The 18,467-nt window shown below is 72.9% G+C and carries 17 protein-coding genes; 5 read left to right on the top strand and 12 right to left on the bottom strand.

The genetic code is table 11. The features are described 5' to 3' along the window. Genes Q0967_RS07595 through Q0967_RS07580 form a run of 4 tightly spaced genes read right to left on the bottom strand, consistent with a single transcriptional unit; the run spans window position 1 to window position 3,525 of the window. Window positions 1-780 (bottom strand): ABC transporter permease, encoded by a 780-nt coding sequence (locus Q0967_RS07595; RefSeq protein ID WP_298749491.1) that lies wholly within the window; start codon window positions 778-780, stop codon window positions 1-3. Continuing rightward, window positions 777-1,514, bottom strand: coding sequence for an ABC transporter ATP-binding protein (locus tag Q0967_RS07590; RefSeq protein ID WP_298749493.1), 738 nt, complete (start codon window positions 1,512-1,514; stop codon window positions 777-779). The genes Q0967_RS07595 and Q0967_RS07590 overlap by 4 nt, the downstream gene beginning before the upstream one ends. Continuing rightward, window positions 1,511-2,554, bottom strand: a complete 1,044-nt coding sequence (locus Q0967_RS07585) for a heme A synthase (RefSeq protein ID WP_298749495.1) — start codon at window positions 2,552-2,554, stop codon at window positions 1,511-1,513. Before Q0967_RS07585 ends, Q0967_RS07590 begins: the two co-directional genes overlap by 4 nt. Next, window positions 2,551-3,525 carry a heme o synthase gene (locus Q0967_RS07580; RefSeq protein WP_298749497.1) on the bottom strand — a complete coding sequence of 325 codons (975 nt, stop codon included), beginning with the start codon at window positions 3,523-3,525 and terminating at the stop codon, window positions 2,551-2,553. The genes Q0967_RS07585 and Q0967_RS07580 overlap by 4 nt, the downstream gene beginning before the upstream one ends. A gap of 220 nt (window positions 3,526-3,745) precedes the next feature. On the opposite strand from Q0967_RS07580, the gene tkt reads away from it, so the two are divergent. The 5 genes from tkt to Q0967_RS07555 are packed head-to-tail and all read left to right on the top strand — an operon-like array spanning window position 3,746 to window position 11,451. After that, a complete protein-coding gene (gene tkt, locus Q0967_RS07575) occupies window positions 3,746-5,947 on the top strand; it encodes a transketolase (protein WP_298749500.1) in 2,202 nt (733 codons plus the stop codon). Between the two features lie 41 nt (window positions 5,948-5,988). Further along, on the top strand, window positions 5,989-7,140 hold the full coding sequence (gene tal / locus Q0967_RS07570) for a transaldolase (protein WP_298749502.1): 1,152 nt from the start codon (window positions 5,989-5,991) through the stop codon (window positions 7,138-7,140). Next, window positions 7,137-8,771 carry a glucose-6-phosphate isomerase gene (locus Q0967_RS07565; protein WP_298749503.1) on the top strand — a complete coding sequence of 545 codons (1,635 nt, stop codon included), beginning with the start codon at window positions 7,137-7,139 and terminating at the stop codon, window positions 8,769-8,771. Before tal ends, Q0967_RS07565 begins: the two co-directional genes overlap by 4 nt. Further along, the gene (zwf, locus tag Q0967_RS07560; protein WP_298749505.1) at window positions 8,768-10,324 is read left to right on the top strand and encodes a glucose-6-phosphate dehydrogenase; all 1,557 of its coding nucleotides are present in this window, start codon (window positions 8,768-8,770) and stop codon (window positions 10,322-10,324) included. Before Q0967_RS07565 ends, zwf begins: the two co-directional genes overlap by 4 nt. Further along, complete coding sequence (locus tag Q0967_RS07555) at window positions 10,321-11,451, top strand: glucose-6-phosphate dehydrogenase assembly protein OpcA (RefSeq protein ID WP_298749508.1); 1,131 nt, start codon at window positions 10,321-10,323, stop codon at window positions 11,449-11,451. Before zwf ends, Q0967_RS07555 begins: the two co-directional genes overlap by 4 nt. 8 nt (window positions 11,452-11,459) lie before the next feature. On the opposite strand, the gene Q0967_RS07550 is transcribed toward Q0967_RS07555, so the two are convergent. From Q0967_RS07550 to rapZ, 8 genes are all read right to left on the bottom strand, one after another. After that, window positions 11,460-11,822, bottom strand: a complete 363-nt coding sequence (locus Q0967_RS07550) for an RNA polymerase-binding protein RbpA (protein ID WP_298749510.1) — start codon at window positions 11,820-11,822, stop codon at window positions 11,460-11,462. Window positions 11,823-11,946: 124 nt separating this feature from the next. Further along, entirely contained in the window at window positions 11,947-12,189 is a 243-nt protein-coding gene (gene secG / locus Q0967_RS07545) for a preprotein translocase subunit SecG (protein WP_066635270.1), read from the bottom strand. Window positions 12,190-12,303: 114 nt separating this feature from the next. After that, complete coding sequence (tpiA, locus tag Q0967_RS07540; RefSeq protein ID WP_298749521.1) at window positions 12,304-13,116, bottom strand: triose-phosphate isomerase; 813 nt, start codon at window positions 13,114-13,116, stop codon at window positions 12,304-12,306. Next, on the bottom strand, window positions 13,116-14,339 hold the full coding sequence (gene pgk / locus Q0967_RS07535; RefSeq protein ID WP_298749523.1) for a phosphoglycerate kinase: 1,224 nt from the start codon (window positions 14,337-14,339) through the stop codon (window positions 13,116-13,118). Before pgk ends, tpiA begins: the two co-directional genes overlap by 1 nt. Then, window positions 14,339-15,343: a type I glyceraldehyde-3-phosphate dehydrogenase gene (gene gap / locus Q0967_RS07530; protein WP_298749525.1), complete on the bottom strand. Its 1,005-nt coding sequence runs from the start codon at window positions 15,341-15,343 to the stop codon at window positions 14,339-14,341. The genes pgk and gap overlap by 1 nt, the downstream gene beginning before the upstream one ends. Before the next feature lie 128 nt (window positions 15,344-15,471). Continuing rightward, entirely contained in the window at window positions 15,472-16,452 is a 981-nt protein-coding gene (gene whiA / locus Q0967_RS07525; RefSeq protein ID WP_058891032.1) for a DNA-binding protein WhiA, read from the bottom strand. Between the two features lie 92 nt (window positions 16,453-16,544). Continuing rightward, a complete protein-coding gene (gene yvcK / locus Q0967_RS07520; RefSeq protein WP_298749528.1) occupies window positions 16,545-17,507 on the bottom strand; it encodes a uridine diphosphate-N-acetylglucosamine-binding protein YvcK in 963 nt (320 codons plus the stop codon). Then, entirely contained in the window at window positions 17,504-18,427 is a 924-nt protein-coding gene (gene rapZ, locus Q0967_RS07515) for an RNase adapter RapZ (RefSeq protein WP_298749530.1), read from the bottom strand. The genes yvcK and rapZ overlap by 4 nt, the downstream gene beginning before the upstream one ends. Between the last annotated feature and the right edge of the window lie 40 nt (window positions 18,428-18,467).

Raw genomic sequence — 18,467 nt, 5'->3', positions numbered from 1 at the left:
TCAGTCCGACCAGCGCAGCAGCCGGCGCGCGAGCAGCCCGGCGAGCAGCCCCCAGACCGCCAGGAGCAGGAGCGCGCGGCCGTTCCAGGCGCCGAGCACGAAGGCGTCGCGCAGGGCGTCCCCGAGGGCCGCGGTCGGCAGCAGGGAGAGCAGCGACCCACCGGGGAGAGCCGCCGCCGGCAGCAGGGTCCCGCCGAACCCGGCCAGGAGCACCCAGACGAGGTTGGCCAGCGCGAGGACGGCCTCGGCGCGCAGCGCGCCCCCCAGGCACGCGGCGAGCGACACCAGGGCCAGGGCTCCCAGCACGACGGCGACGACCGCCGGGAGCAGGCCGGCCACGTCCGGGCGCCACCCGAGGACGCCCGCGACGACACCGAGGAGCAGCAGCTGGAGGGTGAGCACGACGAGGACGGCCGTCGCCTTCGCGAGGAGCAGGCCCCCGCGGCCGAGCGGTGTGGTGCCCAGCAGGCGGAGCACGCCCCAGCGACGCTCGAACCCGAGCAGGATGGCCTGCCCGGTGAAGGCGGTGGACAGCACGGTGAGCGCGAGGACGCCCGGCGCGAGGACGTCGATGCGGGCGGCGTCGGACCACCGTCCGACCGCGAGCTGGGGAGAGCTCACGAGGCTGAGCCCCACGAGGGCGAGGACCGGGAGCGCCACCGAGACCAGCAGCTGCTCGCCGTGGCGCAGGAGCCCCAGCGCCTCGAACCGCGCCTGGGCCAGGACCCGCCGGGTGGCCGGCACCCCGCGTCGCGGGGCGGTCGTCCCGACGGCGGTCACAGGGACACCCCGTCGGTCAGCGCGAAGTACGCCTCCTCGAGGCCCGCGGCCCCGGCACCGGCGCAGACCTCGTCCACGCTGCCCGCGGCCGCCACCCGGCCGTCCACCACGACGGCCACCCGGTCGGCCAGCCGCTCGGCCTCTTCGAAGGAGTGCGTGGTCACCACCGTGGCGGTCCCGCCGGCGGCCACCTCGCGCAGCAGCACGTGCACCTCGCGGCGCGCGTGCGGGTCCAGGCCGGCCGTGGGCTCGTCGAGGAAGACGACCTCCGGCGACCCCACGAGCGCGGCGGCCAGCGCGACCCGCTGCCGCTGGCCGCCGGAGAGCCGGCGGACGGTGGTGCGCTCGAAGGCGGGGATGCCGAGGCGTCCGGCCAGCTCGGCGACGTCGACCGGGGTGGAGTACAACCGGGCCAGGTGCGGCAGCAGGGCACGCGGGGTGACCGCCTGCGGCAGCCCGCCGTCCTGCAGCATGACGCCCACGCGGTCACGGTGGTCGGCCCCCGCGCCGTAGGGACGGCGCCCCAGCACCCGCACCTGCCCAGCGTCCGGGCGCTGCAGGCCCACGGCGATCTCGACGGCGGTCGTCTTGCCCGCGCCGTTGGGCCCCAGGACGCAGGTGACCTCACCGTGGCGGGCCGCCAGCGTCAGGCCCCGCAGCGCGGTGGTCGCGCCGAAGCTGCGGGTCAGGTCGCGCAGCTCGACGGCGTCCGGCCGGGGGGCGCCCTCGCTCACCGCTGCCGCTCGCGTTCCCTCGCCGCAGCCGCGTCCGGTCCCGGGACGTCCGTGCCCGCAGCCGGTGCGGGGGCGCTGACGGCATACATGACGTGGACCGTCATCGCGGTGACCGCGATGAGGGTCGCCGCCCCGACGAGGTGCAGGGCCACGGCGGCCACCGGCAGCCCGGTGAAGAACTGGTAGTAGCCGACCGCCGCCTGGGCCAGCAGGACCGCCGACAGCACGAGGAGCATCCGGCGCACGACGCGCGGCCAGCCGAGGGCGAACGCCCCCAGCACGGCCGCCCCGGTGGTCAGCACCAGGACGTAGACGGGGACGACGTGGGCCCGGGTGACGAGGTAGGCGTCGAAGGTGTGCCGCGCCACCTCCCCGGAGTCCCCCGAGTGGGGGCCGGTGCCGGTGACGAGGGTGCCGAGGTAGACCGCGAGGGCCGCGCTCAGCGCGATCACGGCGGCGAGCGCACGGATCACCCGACGCCCGGCGCGCACCTGGCCGGGGCGCTGCGCGTGCGCGGCCTGCGGCAGGCTCGCCCGGCGTGCCCGCACGACCAGCAAGGAGGCCAGGGCGATGAGCACCCCCGAGACGACGAAGTGGACCCCGACCACCCACGGGTTGAGGCCGGTGTGGACGGTGATGCCGCCGAGGACCGCCTGCAGGGGGATACCCAGCCCCATGACGAGGGCGATGACGAACAGGTCGCGGTGCTCGCGGCGCAGCCGCCAGACGGCCAGGAAGGTGAGGATCGCGATGGCGGCCAGCAGGAAGGTGAGCAGGCGGTTGCCGAACTCGATGACGCCGTGCAGCCCCATCTCCGGCGTGCTGGTCCACGACGCGTCGGTGCAGCGGGGCCACGTCGGGCAGCCCAGCCCGCTACCGGTCAGGCGCACCAGGCCGCCGGTGAGGACCAGCAGCGAGTTGGCCAGCAGCGAGGCCAGCGCCATGACGCGCAGCCATCGGCCGGGCGTGCGCGGCAGCAGGCGCCCGAGCAGCGAGGCGGGAGGGGCCGTCCCGTGCGTGTGGTCGAGCGAGGTCGTCATGACAGCGGGAGGTGCAGCAGCGGGTCGACCGCCACCGCGAGGAAGAGGAGGGTGAGGTAGCTGATGGAGAAGTGGAACAGCCGCATCGCGCCGAGCGGGGCCCCGGTGACGCCGGCCCGGGCGCGGCCGAGGAGCCGGTGGGACTCGATGACGAAGACGGCGCCGGCCACCACCGCCACCACGGTGTAGATCCACCCCATCGGGGCGACGGGGACGAGGACCAGCGAGGTGAGGACGGTGACCCACGCGTAGAGGACGACCTGCCGGCCCACGGCGATGTCCTCGGCGACCACCGGCAGCATCGGCACCCCGGCGGCGGCGTAGTCCTCCTTGAAGCGCATGGACAGCGGCCAGTAGTGCGGCGGGGTCCAGAAGAAGACCACGAGGAAGAGCACGAGGGCCGCCCAGGAGAGGCTGCCGGTCACCGCGGACCACCCGATGAGCACCGGCATGCAGCCGGCGACGCCGCCCCAGACGATGTTCTGGCTGGTGCGCCTCTTGAGCACGATCGTGTAGAACACGACGTAGAGCAGGATCGCCCCGAGGGCGAGCGCCGCCGACAGGAGGTTGACCACGAGCCCCAGCCACAGGACCGAGGCCACGCCGAGCACGCCGCCGAAGACCAGCGCCGCACGCGGCGAGACGGCCCCGGTGACCAGCGGGCGCGTGGACGTCCGGTGCATCCGGGCGTCGATGTCGCGGTCGAGGAAGCAGTTGAGGACGTTGGCGGAGGCGGCCGCGAGGGTTCCTCCGACGAGGGTCGCCACGATGAGCCACACGGGGGGGACCCCGCGCTCGGCCAGGAACATGACGGGGAAGGTCGTGACCAGCAGGAGCTCGATGATCCGCGGCTTGGTCAGCGCGACGTAGTCACCGACCACCTGCCGCCAGCCCCGTCCCTCGTGGCCCTGGCCCGTGCTCCCGGGCCGCGACCGTCCGGGACGGCCAGGACGGGGGTCGAGCGTGGTCACGGCATCCTTCGTGGGGTCGCGGTGCAGGTCGGGCGCCGGACCGGTGGGGGCTCTCGGCGCGTCCTCCATCGTAGCCGCCCGCCCGAGTGCCCGGCGCCCGGGATCGGTGGTGGGCCACCCGGCTCGCGTGACGCAGCACAGGGACTAAGGTCGGGGTGTACCGGGGCGTCCTCGCGCCGCCCTGACGACACGTGCCCACGCACCATCAGGAGATGAACCAGTGACCACCTCCACCCAGAACCTCACCGCCGGTCGGGACAGCTCCCTGGCCCGCCCCGTCCACACCCAGGTCGGCTGGACGGATGCGGACGTGCGCGCGGTGGACACCGCTCGCCTGCTCGCCGCCGACGCCGTGGAGAAGTGCGGCAGCGGCCACCCCGGCACCGCGATGAGCCTCGCGCCGTTGGCCTACCTGCTCTACCAGAACGTCATGGTCCACGACCCCTCCGACCCGCACTGGCTGGGCCGGGACCGGTTCGTGCTGTCGGCCGGGCACTCCTGCCTGACCCAGTACGTCCAGCTCTACCTCTCCGGGTACGGCCTGGAGCTCGAGGACCTGCAGCAGCTGCGCACCTGGGGGTCGGCGACCCCCGGCCACCCGGAGGTCCACCACACCACCGGCGTCGAGATGACCACCGGACCCCTCGGATCCGGGCTCGCCTCGGCCGTCGGCCTGGCCATGGCGCAGCGGCGCCAGCGCGGCATGCTCGACCCGGACGCGGCTCCCGGCGAGTCTCCCTTCGACCACCAGATCTGGGTCATCGCCTCCGACGGCGACATCATGGAGGGCGTCACGTCGGAGGCGAGTTCGCTGGCCGGCCACCAGGAGCTGTCCAACCTCACCGTCATCTACGACCAGAACTTCATCTCCATCGAGGACGACACCGACATCTCGTTCAGCGAGGACGTCGCGCGTCGTTACGAGGCGTACGGATGGGCGACCGAGGTCGTGGACTGGCGCGACCAGGCCCCCTACACCGAGAACATCGACGAGCTGTACGCCGCCCTCCAGGCCGCGCGCGCCCGGACCGACCGCCCGACGCTGGTCCTGCTCCGCACCATCATCGCCTGGCCGGCGCCAGAGGCCCGCGACACCGGCGCCGCCCACGGCTCCGCGCTCGGGGCCGAGGAGGTCTCGGCGACCAAGCAGCTGCTCGGTTTCGACGCCCGCCGCACCTTCGCCGTCGAGGACGAGGTCCTGAGCCACGCACGCCGGGTGGGCGAGCGCGGCGCCGAGGCGCGCGCGGAGTGGGAGACGCGCTTCCAGGCCTGGCGCCAGGCCCACCCGGAGCGCGCGCAGCTGCTCGACCGGCTCCGGAGCCACGAGCTGCCCGAGGGCCTGGACGCAGCCATCCCGACCTTCCCCGCCGACGAGAAGGGGATGGCGACGAGGAAGGCATCCGGAGAGGTCCTCAACGCCCTCGCCGACGTGATGCCCGAGCTCTGGGGCGGCTCCGCCGACCTGGCCGGCTCCAACAACACGACCATGTCGAACGTCCCCTCGTTCGTGCCGAGCGGCAAGTCCACCGAGATGTTCCCGGGCGATGAGTACGGCCGCACGCTGCACTTCGGCATCCGCGAGAACGCCATGGGGATGATCCTCAACGGCATCTGCCTCGAGGGCCTCACCCGGCCCTACGGCGGCACCTTCCTCACCTTCTCCGACTACATGCGCCCGTCGCTGCGCCTGGCCGCCATCCAGCAGGCCAACCCGGTCTACGTCTGGACCCACGACAGCATCGGCCTGGGTGAGGACGGCCCGACCCACCAGCCGATCGAGCACCTGGCGGCACTGCGCGCCATCCCGGGCCTGGACGTCATCCGCCCGGCGGACGCCAACGAGACCGCGGTGGCCTGGCGCACCGTGCTGGGGATCACCGATCACCCGGCGGCCCTGGTGCTGAGCCGGCAGAACCTGCCGGTCTTCGACCGCGCCCGGATGGGCCCCGCCGCGGGCACGGCCCGTGGCGCCTACGTGCTGCTCGAGGCCGAGGGCGGGAGCCCCGACGTCATCCTCGTCGGGACCGGGTCCGAGGTGCAGCTCGCCGTCGAGGCGCGCGAGCAGCTCGAGGCCGAGGGCATCCACGCCCGGGTCGTCTCGATGCCCTGCCGTGAGTGGTTCAGCACCCAGGACCGCGCCTACCGCGAGGAGGTGCTGCCGCCCACCGTGCGGGCCCGCGTCAGCGTCGAGGCGGCGGTCGGTCAGGGCTGGCGGGAGGTCGTCGGCGACGCCGGTCGCCTCATCAGCCTCGAGCACTACGGTGCCTCCGCCGACTACCAGACCCTCTACCGCGAGTTCGGCATCACCGCCGAGGCCGTGGCCGCCGCGGCCCGCGACTCGATCGAGGACGCTTCCGGCGCACCCGTCCCCGGTGGCGTCGAGGTGCCCGACGACGGCGGCTCCGAGACCGTCGGCGCCTGACCCGCAGCGACCACCCTGCCCACCACCATCTGAGGAGTGTCATGACTGACCACGCCCGCACCACCCTCCACGACCTGGCCGACGCCGGGGTCTCCGTCTGGCTGGACGACCTGAACCGTCCGATGATCTCTTCCGGGGAGCTGCAGTCCTACGTCGACCGCGGTGTCCTCGGGATCACCACCAACCCCACCATCTTCGCGGCCGCGCTGGCCGAGGGTGAGGCCTACTCCGACCAGGTCCGCGACCTGGCCGCCGACGGAGCCGACGTGGACAGCACGGTGTTCGCGCTCACCACCGAGGACGTCCGCAACGCCTGCGACGTGATGCTGCCGGTCTACGAGAGGACCGGCGGTGTCGACGGCCGGGTGTCCATCGAGGTGGACCCGGGCGCCGCCAAGGACGACGAGCGCACCGTGCAGATCGCGCAGCAGCTGTGGTCCACCGTGGACCGCCCCAACCTGTTCATCAAGATCCCCGCCACGGTGGAGGGTCTTCCGGCGATCACCCAGACGCTGGCCAGCGGCATCAGCGTCAACGTGACCCTCATCTTCTCGCTGGACCGCTACCGCGGGGTCATGAACGCCTACCTCACCGGTCTCGAGCAGGCCCGGGAGCAGGGGCGCGACCTGTCCTCCATCCACTCGGTGGCGAGCTTCTTCGTGTCCCGCGTGGACGGCGAGATCGACTCCCAGCTCGAGGAGATCGGCACCGAGGAGGCCCTCGCCCTGCGCGGACGCGCCGGGCTGGCCAACGCCCGGCTGGCCTACCAGGCCTTCGAGGAGGTCTTCGCCACCCCGCGCTGGCAGAACCTCGCCGACGACGGCGCCCACCTGCAGCGTCCGCTGTGGGCCTCCACCGGGGTGAAGAACCCGGACTACGAGGACACGATGTACGTCACCGGGCTCGTCGCCCCGCACACCGTCAACACCATGCCGGGCAAGACCCTGGAGGCCACCGTCGACCACGCCGAGCTCCACGGGGACACGATCACCGGGACCTACGACGAGGCTCAGCAGGTGCTCGACGACCTCGAGAGGGTCGGCGTGTCCTACGCCGAGGTCGTCGAACAGCTCGAGGTCGAGGGCGTGGACAAGTTCGAGAAGTCCTGGTCCGAGCTGCTCGGCACCGTGCAGGACGAGCTGGACAAGGCCGGGCAGGGCGGGAGCGGGTCGGACGCCGAGGCGGCCCGATGAGCGCCCTGGCCGTCCAGGCCGTGGGAGCCGCCGCCGAGGCGGTCGAGCGCCACCTGCCCGACCTGGTCCAGGACGCGGTGGCGTCGCGTCTATTCGCCCGCGACGCCACGCTCTGGGGCTCCGACGCCGAGTCAGAGGCGGCCATCAGGCTGTCCTGGGTCGGGCTGCACCGCAGCTCGCGTCCGCTCGTGGGCGAGATCGAGGCGCTGCGCGAGGAGCTGCGCGAGCGCGGGGTCCGACGCGTCGTGCTCTGCGGCATGGGTGGGTCCTCCCTCGCGCCCGAGGTCATCACGGGCACCGCCGGCGTCGAGCTGGTCGTCCTGGACAGCTCGGACCCCGACATGGTGCGGTCGGCCCTGGAGGAGGACCTCGCCGCCAGCGCCGTGGTGGTCTCCTCCAAGTCCGGGTCGACCCTGGAGACCGACAGCCAGCGGCGCGCCTTCGTGCACGCCTTCACCGAGGCCGGCATCGACCCGACCGAGCGGGTCGTCATCGTGACCGACCCCGGCAGCCCGCTCGACGAGCAGTCGCGGGCCGACGGGTACCGCGTGGTGAACGCCGACCCCGAGGTCGGTGGCCGGTACTCCGCGCTGACCGCCTTCGGGCTCGTCCCCTCCGGGCTGGCCGGTGCCGACATCGGCGCTCTCCTCGACGAGGCGGAGGTCGTGGCCGACCTCCTCGCCGAGGACGACGAGGCCAACCCCGGTCTGCGGCTGGGAGCCGCGCTGGCCGGGACCCGTCCGCTGCGCGACAAGCTGCTCTTCACCGACGCCGGCTCAGGCATCGCCGGGCTCGCCGACTGGGCCGAGCAGCTCATCGCCGAGTCGACCGGCAAGCAGGGCACGGGAGTCCTCCCGGTCGTCGCGCCCGCCGGTGGCTCCCCCACGGACGGCCTCGCCTCGACCGACGACTGCACCGTCGTGGTCCTGGCCCCCGAGGACGGGGACGACGAGGTGGCTGCCGACGCCGGGGGCGCCGGGTCGCTCGTCGCGGTGTCCGGGTCGCTCGGTGCCCAGCTGCTGCTGTGGGAGGTCGCCACCGCCGTGGCCGGGCGTCTGCTGGGGATCAACCCCTTCGACCAGCCCGACGTCGAGAGCGCCAAGCAGGCGGCCCGGGAGATCATGGAGGACGGCAGCGACGGCGCGGGCCGACCCGATCTCGTCGACGACGCCGTGGAGATCCGCGCGGGTGGCGGATGGTGGCCCGAGGGCGTCAGCTCGCTCGAGGGAGCGGTCGACGCGCTCCTGGGTGAGCTCGACCCCGGCACCGGCTACCTCTCCCTCATGGTCTACCTCGACCGCGTGGAGCACGCCGACCTCGCCGAGGTGCAGGGCGACCTGGTCCGCCGGACCGGACGGCCCGTCACCTTCGGCTGGGGCCCCCGTTTCCTGCACTCCACCGGGCAGTACCACAAGGGCGGCCCCGCCCAGGGCGTCTACCTCCAGGTGACCGGCGCGCCCGGGCAGGACCTGCCGGTGCCGGGCAAGGACTTCACCTTCGGCGAGTTCATCGCGGCCCAGGCCGCGGGTGACGCGGGCGTCCTGGCCGACCACGGGCGACCCGTCCTGCGGCTGCACCTCACCGACCAGGACCGGGGGCTGGCCCAGCTGCGTGCCGTGCTGGCCCGGTGAGCGGCTCCTCCGGACCCGCCCCCGTCACCGCCGACTCCAACCCGCTGCGCGACCCCGACGACAAGCGTCTGCCGCGCATCGCCGGGCCGTGCAGCATGGTGATGTTCGGCGTGACGGGTGACCTCGCCCGCAAGAAGCTCATGCCGGCCATCTACGACCTGGCCAACCGAGGTCTGCTGCCGCCCGGTTTCTCCCTCGTGGGTTTCGCCCGCCGGGACTGGGCGGACCAGGACTTCGCCAAGGTGGTGCACGACTCGGTGCGTCAGCACGCCCGCACCGAGTTCCGGGAGGAGGTGTGGCGCTCCCTCGCCGAGGGGTTCCGGTTCGTCCCCGGCGCCTTCGACGACCCCGACGCCTTCGAGCTGCTCGCTCGCACGGTGCGCTCGCTCGACGAGGAGCGTGGCACCGGCGGCAACCACGCGTTCTACCTCTCGATCCCTCCCTCGTGGTTCGCCGCCGTGTGCACCCGGCTGCAGGAGTCGGGCCTGTCGGACGCGCGTCCCGGCACCTGGCGCCGGGTGGTCATCGAGAAGCCGTTCGGGCACGACCTGGAGAGCGCGCAGGAGCTCAACGAGATCGTCGAGGGGGTCTTCCCCCCGGACTCGGTCTTCCGCATCGACCACTACCTCGGCAAGGAGACCGTCCAGAACATCCTGGCGCTGCGCTTCGCCAACCAGCTGTTCGAGCCGGTCTGGAACGCCAACTACGTCGACCACGTGCAGATCACCATGGCCGAGGACATCGGCATCGGGGGGCGCGCCGGCTACTACGACGAGGTGGGTGCGGCACGGGACGTCATCCAGAACCACCTCCTCCAGCTGCTGGCCCTGACCGCGATGGAGGAGCCGGTGTCGTTCACCGCCGACGCCGTACGGGCGGAGAAGGAGAAGGTGCTCGCTGCGGTCCGTCTCCCGGACGACCTCGACGCGGCGACCGCACGGGGACGGTATGCCGAGGGCTGGCAGGGCACCGAGAAGGTGTCCGGCTACCTGGACGAGGACGGGGTCGACGAGGCACACCACACCGAGACCTACGCCGCCCTCCAGGTCGACGTGCGGACCCGCCGGTGGGCGGGTGTGCCGTTCTACCTGCGCACGGGGAAGCGCCTGGGCAAGCGGGTGACCGAGATCGCGGTGGTCTTCCGGAAGGCCCCGCACCTGCCCTTCAGCTCGACCGCGACGGAGGAGCTGGGCGCCAACGCGATCGTCATCCGGGTGCAGCCCGACGAGGGCATGACCATGCGCTTCGGGTCAAAGGTGCCCGGCAGCCAGATGGAGGTGCGCGACGTGTCGATGGACTTCGGCTACGGCTCCTCGTTCACCGAGTCCAGCCCGGAGGCCTACGAGCGACTCATCCTCGACGTGCTGCTGGGGGAGCCGCCGCTGTTCCCCCGCCACGCCGAGGTCGAGCAGTCCTGGCGGATCCTCGATCCCGTCATCGAGCACTGGCACCGGCAGGACTCCCCGCCCCAGGACTACGCCGCGGGCACGTGGGGTCCTGCCGACGCCGACGACCTCATGCGGCGTGACGGACGCGAATGGAGGCTGCCATGATCGTCGACCTTCCCAGCTGCAGCGCCGCCGACGTCGCCAAGAACCTCGTGCGGCTGCGCAACGACGTCGGGGCGATGGCCATGGGCCGGGTGCTGACGCTCATCGTCGTCGTCGACGAGGACCAGGCCGACGAGGCGGTGGACGTCGCCACGCGGGCGACCCGCCAGCACCCGGCGCGCATCCTCGTGGTCGTGTCCGCCAACGCGCGTGGACGCGGCCGGCTGGACGCCCAGATCCGGGTGGGTGGCGATGCCGGCGCCTCGGAGATCGTCGTGCTGCGTCTTTACGGCGAGCTCACCCGCCACGGCAGCTCCGTGGTGACCCCGCTCCTGCTGCCGGATTCCCCCGTCGTCGCCTGGTGGCCCGGCCGGGTGGAGGCGGACGTCGCCGGATCACCCCTGGGGCAGATGGCGCACCGACGCATCACCGACGCGGCAGCCTCCCCCGACGTGGAGGCCGGCACCCAGCTGCGCCGTCGGGGCAAGCACTACCGGCCCGGCGACAGCGACCTGGCCTGGACCCGCGTGACGCGGTGGCGTGCGCTCCTCGCCGCCGCGCTGGAGAGCGAGCCGTTCGAGCCGGTGCGGTCCGTCACGGTGGCCGCCGAGGCGCACCACCCGAGCTGCGACCTGCTGGCCGGATGGTTGGCGGCCTCCCTGCGCTGTCCCGTGGAGGTGGTGCGGACCCCGGCGGGCTCGGGGCTGCAGAGCGTGCGACTCAGCCGGGCCTCCGGCCCGATCGACCTGGTCCGCACCGACGACGGCAAGGACACCGCGACGTTGTCGGTCCCGGGGAGCCAGCCGCGGCTGGTCGCCCTGCACTCGCCGTCGACCTTCGAGGCGCTCACCGCCGAGCTGCGGCGGCTGGACGCGGACGAGGTCTACTCGCGGGCCCTCTGCACGGGTCTGCCGGCGGTCCGCCGGGGAGGTACGCGTTCCGCGGCCGCGCGGGCCGGGACCACTCCTGCCGGTCCCGCCGCGGTGGAGGGGTCGGGGCGGGCAGCGGTGGCCAGCCGTGCCCTCGAGCGGGCCGACGAGCCGGAGGCGTCGCCCGGCACGGACGCGGTCGAGGACGCGGTGCAGGAGGGCCTGGCGCAGACGGAGGACGTCGCCTCCCACGACGGCTGAGGAGGCTGCTAGGTCCTGCTGCCGCCGCCGACCCCGCGCTCGCGCATCCTGGTGAGGGCCTCGTCCAGCAGGGCCGCTCCGTCGGAGTCGCTGCGACGTTCCTTGACGTACGCCAGATGGGTCTTGTAGGGCTCGGTCCTCGGGGCGTCGGGCGGGGTGCCACGGTCACGGCCCGCGGGCAGGCCGCACCTCGGGCAGTCCCAGGTGTCCGGGATGTCGACCTCGCCGTTGTCGGCGAAGCTCGGGCGCGTCTCGTGCCCGTGCGCGCACCAGTAGCTGATGCGCACGCGGGGCGCGGTGTCGCCCCGCTCGCTCTCCCCCATCGGACCCGAACCCACCCGCGAGCCGCGGATGGCGTTGGTGTTGACCATGGTGCCTCGTTTCGCCGGACGCTACGTCAGGTCCTCACCCTACGCCCTCCACGGGCGTCCGAGGCGGACGCGGCCCCCGGTCGTCGACGCGTCCCGCCGCAGACAGGGCGCCGACGACGCCGCCTCAGCTGAAGCGCACCAGGACGCCGAGACCCACGATGACCGAGACCCAGACGAGAGCCATGGCAACGGTGATCCGGTTGAGGTTGCGCTCGGCGACCGAGCTCCCCCCGAGGCTGCTGCTCATGCCTCCACCGAACATGTCCGACATGCCCCCGCCGCGGCCCTTGTGCATGAGGATGAGCAGCACCAGGAAGCAGCTGGTGATCACCAGCAGGGCGTCCAGGAACCAACGGACGAACTCCACGTGGGCACAACCTTGTCGTCGAGGGAGGGGCAGGGTCTGGCGCTCCGGGCCGCGAAGGCCCAGAGCACCAGACAGCCTAACCGACGGTGTGTCGGCAGGACGAACCGCCGCGCGTCAGCCGGCGGAGCCCGCGTGGGCGCGGTAGCGACAGATCGACGCGAAGTCCTCCACCGAGAGCGAGGCACCACCCACCAGGGCTCCGTCGACGTCCGGGCGCTGCATGAGCTCGGCGACGTTGCCGGGCTTGACCGACCCGCCGTAGAGCACCCGCACGGCGGCCGCGGTCGCGTCGTCGGCCAGCTCGCCGACGGCGGACCGGATCGCCGCGCACACCTCCTGGGCGTCGTCGGGCGTGGCCACCTCACCCGTGCCGATCGCCCAGACCGGCTCGTAGGCGACGACGACGCGCGAGACCTGCCCGGCGTCCAGGCCGTCGAGGGCTGCTCTCAGCTGGGAGACCACGTGGTCGACGTGGTCACCCGACCGGCGGACCTCCAACGGCTCGCCCACGCACAGGATCGGGACCAGGTCGTGCCGCAGCGCGGCCCGCACCTTGGCGGCGACGAGCTCGTCCGTCTCCTGGTGGCCGTCCCGCCGCTCGCTGTGCCCGACGGCCACGTAGGTGCAGCCGAGCTTGGCCAGGAAGGCACCGGAGATGTCGCCGGTGTAGGCGCCCTCGTCGTGCGGGCTCAGGTCCTGCCCGCCGTACCGGAGGAAGAGCTGGTCCCCCTGGACGAGGGTCTGCACCGAACGCAGGTCGGTGAACGGTGGGAGCACCACGACCTCGACGTCGGCGGGGTCGTGCCGGGCGTCGCGCAGGGTCCAGTCGAGCTTCTGGACGAGATGTGTCGCCTGCAGGTGGTCGAGGTTCATCTTCCAGTTGCCCGCCATCAACGGCGTGCGGGCGGCGGGTCGCGCGTCGCTCATCAGTCCTCCAGCACCGATAGTCCGGGCAGGTCCTTGCCCTCGAGATACTCCAGGCTGGCCCCGCCCCCGGTGGAGATGTGGGTGAAGTCGTCGTCGGCGTAGCCGAGCTCGCGGACGGCGGCGGCGGAGTCACCCCCGCCCACGACGGTCATGGCTCCGGCACGGGTGCGCTCCACCAGGGCCGCTGCCACGGCCTGGGTGCCGGCGGCGAAGGGCTCCATCTCGAAGGCGCCCATGGGGCCGTTCCAGAAGATGGTGCGGGCGTCCGCGAGGCGCTCGGCGAAGTGGCGCTGCGCCTCCGGGCCGATGTCGAGGCCCATCCGGTCGGCGGGCATGGAGTCCGCCGGCACGACGTCGTGGGCGGCGTCGGCGGAGAAGGCGTCGGCCACCACGACGTCGGTGGGCAGGACGATCTCCACGCCCCGCTCAGCGGCGGTGTCGAGGTAACCCTTCACGGTGTCCACCTGGTCCTGCTCGAGCAGGCTGCTGCCCACCTCGTGACCCTGGGCCTTGAGGAAGGTGAAGACCATCCCACCACCGATGAGCAACCGGTCGGCGACCGAGATCAGCGACTCGATGACGCCCAGCTTGTCGCTCACCTTGGCCCCGCCGAGGACGACGGCGTACGGACGCTGCGGGTCCTCCCGCAGCGCGCGCATGACCTCGACCTCGGACCGCACCAGACCTCCGGCGGCGTGCGGGAGCAGGCGCGCGACGTCGTAGACCGACGCCTGGGCACGGTGGACGACACCGAAGCCGTCGGAGACGAAGGCGTCCGCCAGGTCGGCGAGCTGTCGGGCGAAGCCAGCCCGCTCCTCGTCGCTCTTCGCGGTCTCGCCCGGGTGGAAGCGCAGGTTCTCGAGGACGAGGACGTCGCCGTCCTGGAGCTCGGCCACCGCGGCCGCGGCGCGCTCGCCCACCGTCTCCTCGACGAACGACACGCGTCCCTCGCCCTCGCCGTCCAGCAGCTCGCGCAGCCGCGTCGCCACCGGGGCGAGGGAGTACGTCGGGTCGGGCGAGCCCTTCGGCCGACCCAGGTGGGCGCACACCACGACCCGGGCACCCTGCTCACGCAGCCGGCTGATCGTCGGCACCGAGGCCCGCACCCGGCCGTCGTCGGTGATGGTCGACCCGTCCAGCGGGACGTTGAGGTCGCTGCGGACCAGGACCGTCCTGCCGGCCAGGCCTCCCAGCTCCTCGCTGAGCTGCTCGATGGTCCGCATCAGAGCGAGCTGCCCACCAGCGCGACGAGGTCGACGAGGCGGTTGGAGTAGCCCCACTCGTTGTCGTACCAGCCGACCACCTTCACCTGGTCACCGATGACCTTGGTGAGACCGGAGTCGAAGATGCAGGAGGCCGGGTCGGTCTCGATGTCCTTGGAGACGATCGGGTCCTCGGTGTAGGTGAGGATGCCCTTGAGCTCGCCCTCCGCGGCCTTCTTCACGGCGGCGTTGACCTCCTCGACCGTGACCTCCCGGGAGGCCTGGAAGGTGAGGTCCGTCGCCGACCCGGTCGGCGTGGGGACGCGCAGGGCGTAGCCGTCGAACTTGCCCTTGAGCTCGGGGAGCACCAGGGCGACGGCCTGGGCGGCCCCCGTCTTGGTGGGCACGATGTTGAGGGCCGCCGCGCGGGCCCGCCGCAGGTCGCTGTGCGGACCGTCCTGGAGGTTCTGGTCGGCGGTGTAGGCGTGGATGGTCGTCATGAGGCCCTTGACGATGCCGAACTCGTCGTTGAGGACCTTGGCCATCGGGGCCAGGCAGTTGGTCGTGCAGGACGCGTTCGAGATGATCGTGTGGGCGGCCGGGTCGTAGTCCTTCTCGTTGACGCCCATGACGACCGTGATGTCCTCGTTCTTGGCCGGCGCGGAGATGATGACCTTCTTCGCCCCACCGTCCAGGTGCGCCTTCGCCTTGGTGGCGTCGGTGAAGATCCCCGTGGACTCCACGACCACGTCCACGGCCAGGTCCCCCCAGGGCAGCGCCGCGGGGTCCTTCTCGGCGAACGCCTTGACGGCCTTGCCGTCGACGCTGATCTCGTCCTCGGTGCTGGTCACCTCGCCGTCCAACCGACCCAGGATGGAGTCGTACTTCAGCAGGTGGGCCAGGGTCGCGTTGTCGGTGAGGTCGTTGACAGCGATGATCTCGATGTCGGCTCCCGAGGCCAGCACGGCCCGCATGAAGTTGCGGCCGATGCGCCCGAAGCCGTTGATCCCTACGCGGACGGTCATGGAGGACACCCTTCTTCGTTGGTTGGTCGGCGGCAGGTGGGTGCCTGCCGCTCGTCGGTCAGACGCCGTCGTCCTGCTCCCAACCTATCGGCCTCGCCCGCGCCGCACCACACCGGCCGGACCCGACGTCAGTCCTCCAGCATGTCCGGGGTGATGTTGGCCTCGGTGCCGTCGACGCCGAGCTCCTCCGCCCGTTTGTCGGCCAGCGCGAGCAGCCGGCGTATCCGGCCCGCGACGGCGTCCTTGGTCATCGGCGGGTCCGCCAGCTGACCGAGCTCCTCCAGGCTGGCCTGCTTGTGCTCCAGGCGGAGCTCACCGGCCACCCGGAGGTGGTCGGGGACGCCGTCCCCCAGGATCTCCATGGCCCGCTCGACCCGGGCCCCGGCCGCGACGGCCGCCCGTGCCGACCGGCGCAGGTTGGCGTCGTCGAAGTTGGCGAGCCGGTTGGCGGTCGCCCGGACCTCGCGCCGCATCCGGCGCTCCTCCCAGGCGAGGACCGCGTCGTGGGCTCCCAACCGGGTCAGCATGGCGCCGATGGCGTCCCCGTCGCGGATGACGACGCGGTCCACACCCCGCACCTCGCGCGCCTTGGCCTGGACCCTCAGGCGGCGGGCCGCCCCGACCAGCGCGAGCGCGGCCTCGGGTCCCGGGCAGGTGACCTCCAGCGCCGAGGAGCGCCCGGGCTCGGTGATCGAGCCGTGCGCGATGAAGGCTCCGCGCCACGCAGCCTCCGCGTCGCAGGCGGCCGCCCCCACCACCCGGGGGGGCAGCCCGCGCACCGGGCGTCCGCGATGGTCGATGAGCCCGGTCTGCCGGGCCAGCGCCTCGCCGTCGGAGGTGGCGCGCACGACATACCTCGTCTGCTTGCGCAGACCGCCGGGGCTCATGACGACGAGCTCGCTGCTGGAGCCGTAGACCTCGGCCATGAACGTGCGCAACCGGCGGGCGCTCTGCGCGGTGTCCAGCTCCGCCTCGATGACGATGCGTCCCCCGACGATGTGCAGCCCCCCGGCGAAGCGCAGCATGGTCGAGACCTCCGCCTTGCGGCAGCAGGTCTTGGTGACGGGCAGCCGGCTGAGCTCGTCCTTGACCTTCGCAGTCATCGCCACAGCACTCATCCTCCTCGCTCGTCCGGTCGCGGGCGCCGGGTCGGTGCCCCCGGACAACCCCGGCAGGCTATCTGCTGGGGGCGGTACGGCGCTCACAGACCCTGCTCCGAGATCACGTCGCGGTAGGCCGCGGCCAGCCGCAGGGTGTCGTGGACCCCCGGGCGGCCCGGGCTGCCCACGGAGGTCAGCACGAGGCTGGCACCGACCCGCTCGACCGCCGTGTCCAGGGCCGTCCGCTCCGCGGCCGACCGCACCACCTGGGGGTCGGCGATGACGTGGTCGAAGGTCAGCTCCGGCGCGTGCGCCGCGATGGCCACGACGTGCTCGGCGAGGCTGTAGCCGTTCGCCTCGTCGTCGCTGAGGCTCACGTTGAGGGTGAGGATCCGTCGTGCCGGGGTGTCGCACAGGGCCTGGCGCAGCTCGGGCACGAGCAGGTGCGGCATCACCGAGGTGAACCACGACCCCGGCCCGAGCACCACCAGGTCGGCGAGCTTGATGGACTCGAGGGCCTGCGGGCAGGCCTGCGGCGCCTCCGGGATGAGGCGCACCGAGCGCACCACCCCCGGCTGGCGGGCCACCGTCGACTGCCCCCGGACCGTGCTGCGGGCCACGGTGCCCGCGGGCGTCTCGGCCTCGATCACCGCCTCGATGTCCAGCGGCTCCAGCGCCATCGGCAGGACCCGCCCCCGGGTGTTGAGCAACCGCCCGACGAGGTCCAGCCCCCGGACCTGCTCCTGCGGCCGGAGCTCCCACAGCGCCATGATGAGCAGGTTGCCGAGCGCGTGCCCGGACAGCTCGCCGTCGCCTCCGAAGCGGTGCTGCAGGACCGCCGACCACTGGTGCCCCCACGTCGTGTCCTCGCACAGGGCCGCCAGCGCCATCCGCAGGTCCCCCGGGGGGAGGATGTCGAACTCCTGCCGCAGGCGCCCGCTCGACCCGCCGTCGTCGGCGACCGTCACCACGGCCGTGATGGCCTCGGTGAGGTGGCGCAGCGCGCGCAGCGACGCGGCCAGGCCGTGGCCGCCCCCCAGGGCCACGACGCGCGGGCCGCTCACTCGCGCCCCAGGTCCCGGTGGAAGGTCGACAGCTGGACGCCGGACTCCTCCAGGTCGGCCAGCCGCCTCGTCAGCTCCTCCGCCGTCGCCACGGACCGGTGCTTGCCACCCGTGCAGCCGACCGCCACGGTGACGTAGCGACGACCCTCGGCGAGGTAGCCCTGCATCGCCGTCCGGAGCATCTGGGCGGCGTGCTCGACGAAGCTCTGGGCCAGGTCGCTCCCGAGCACGAAGTCGCGCACGGCCGCCTCCTTGCCGGTGTGCGGCCGCAGCTCGGGGACCCAGTAGGGGTTGGGCAGGAAGCGCAGGTCGAGGACCACGTCGGCGTCCAGGGGTATGCCGTACTTGAAGCCGAAGGCCATGACCGCCAGACGGAGCCGCACGTCGGCGTCGACGTTGAGCAGCGCGTCGATCTTGGCGGACAGCTCGTGCACGTTGTAGCTCGAGGTGTCGAGGACGAGGTCGGCGTCCGAGCGCAGGTCGCCGAGCATCCGCCGCTCGCGGCGGATGCCGTCCAGGAGCAGCCCCTCCCCCTGCAGGGGGTGAGGTCGACGGACCGCCTCGAAGCGGCGGACGAGGGTCTCGTCGGAGGAGTCGACGAAGACGACCCGGGGGCGCCACCCACGCTCGGCCAGGATCTCCAGCGCCACCGAGAGCTCGCTGGTGAAGTCGCGGCTGCGCACGTCGACGACCACCGCGACCCGCTGGCGCTGCGGGTCGTCGGCGGTGGCGTCCATGAGGTGGACCATCATCGAGGGCGGCAGGTTGTCCACGACGTACCAGCCGCGGTCCTCCAGGACGTCGCCCGCCGTGGTGCGGCCGGCGCCGGACATCCCGGTGAGGATGACGACGTCGGAGCGGCCGGTCGCCTCCGGGGGGGTCGGCGGCTGCTCCCCCAGGTCGGATCGGCGTGAGGTCACGATCTCTCCTCCCGTCGGTCGTGCGGGGAGAGCTGTCCGG

Origin of the sequence: uncultured Serinicoccus sp., from assembly GCF_947500995.1 — a bacterium.
GTDB lineage: Bacteria > Actinomycetota > Actinomycetes > Actinomycetales > Dermatophilaceae > Ornithinicoccus.
The sequence above is the reverse complement of the archived record's forward strand: the minus strand, read 5'-3'. Positions and strand labels throughout refer to the sequence as shown.

Excerpts from the sequence above, each read along its gene's own strand:
- Q0967_RS07565 (WP_298749503.1), top strand. The coding sequence starts at position 7,137 with ATGAGCGCCCTGGCCGTCCAGGCCGTGGGAGCCGCCGCCGAGGCGGTC.
- Q0967_RS07550 (WP_298749510.1), bottom strand. The coding sequence starts at position 11,822 with ATGGTCAACACCAACGCCATCCGCGGCTCGCGGGTGGGTTCGGGTCCG.
- gap (WP_298749525.1), bottom strand. The coding sequence starts at position 15,343 with ATGACCGTCCGCGTAGGGATCAACGGCTTCGGGCGCATCGGCCGCAAC.
- tpiA (WP_298749521.1), bottom strand. The coding sequence starts at position 13,116 with ATGAGCGACGCGCGACCCGCCGCCCGCACGCCGTTGATGGCGGGCAAC.
- tal (WP_298749502.1), top strand. The coding sequence starts at position 5,989 with ATGACTGACCACGCCCGCACCACCCTCCACGACCTGGCCGACGCCGGG.
- Q0967_RS07555 (WP_298749508.1), top strand. The coding sequence starts at position 10,321 with ATGATCGTCGACCTTCCCAGCTGCAGCGCCGCCGACGTCGCCAAGAAC.
- Q0967_RS07585 (WP_298749495.1), bottom strand. The coding sequence starts at position 2,554 with ATGACGACCTCGCTCGACCACACGCACGGGACGGCCCCTCCCGCCTCG.
- pgk (WP_298749523.1), bottom strand. The coding sequence starts at position 14,339 with ATGCGGACCATCGAGCAGCTCAGCGAGGAGCTGGGAGGCCTGGCCGGC.